The following is a 251-nucleotide window of genomic DNA, read 5'->3' as shown; positions in this document are numbered from 1 at the left end:
TGTGTTTGTTGTGCGGTAATAACGTCATCATCATTATTATCACGCTCAAAGTTGAGATTAAATTGACCTTGGCGATTAATGGTAAAAATAGCGCGTGTCCAGTTTTCTGGTTGGTGTTGGGTGGCTTTTTCAAATAGGGTGTTGAATAAATCGACTATCTCGTCCGTCACGGTAATCGGCTGTTCGCTTGTATCAGCAGCAGTTTGATAATGGGCTTTGCATTCAAGTACGTTTTCATCTTCGCAATTTAA

1 protein-coding gene is annotated in these 251 nt (G+C 40.2%); it reads right to left on the bottom strand.

Annotation, left to right across the window (positions count from 1 at the left end; genetic code table 11):
• On the bottom strand, positions 1-251 hold a 251-nt coding region (locus tag H5187_RS24255; protein WP_182798540.1), incomplete at both ends, for an immunity protein YezG family protein.

Source organism: Pseudoalteromonas sp. SG44-1, from assembly GCF_014164315.1.
Classification (GTDB): domain Bacteria; phylum Pseudomonadota; class Gammaproteobacteria; order Enterobacterales; family Alteromonadaceae; genus Pseudoalteromonas; species Pseudoalteromonas rhizosphaerae.
Note: the sequence above shows the minus strand (reverse complement) of the source record. Positions and strands in the feature narration are given on the sequence as shown.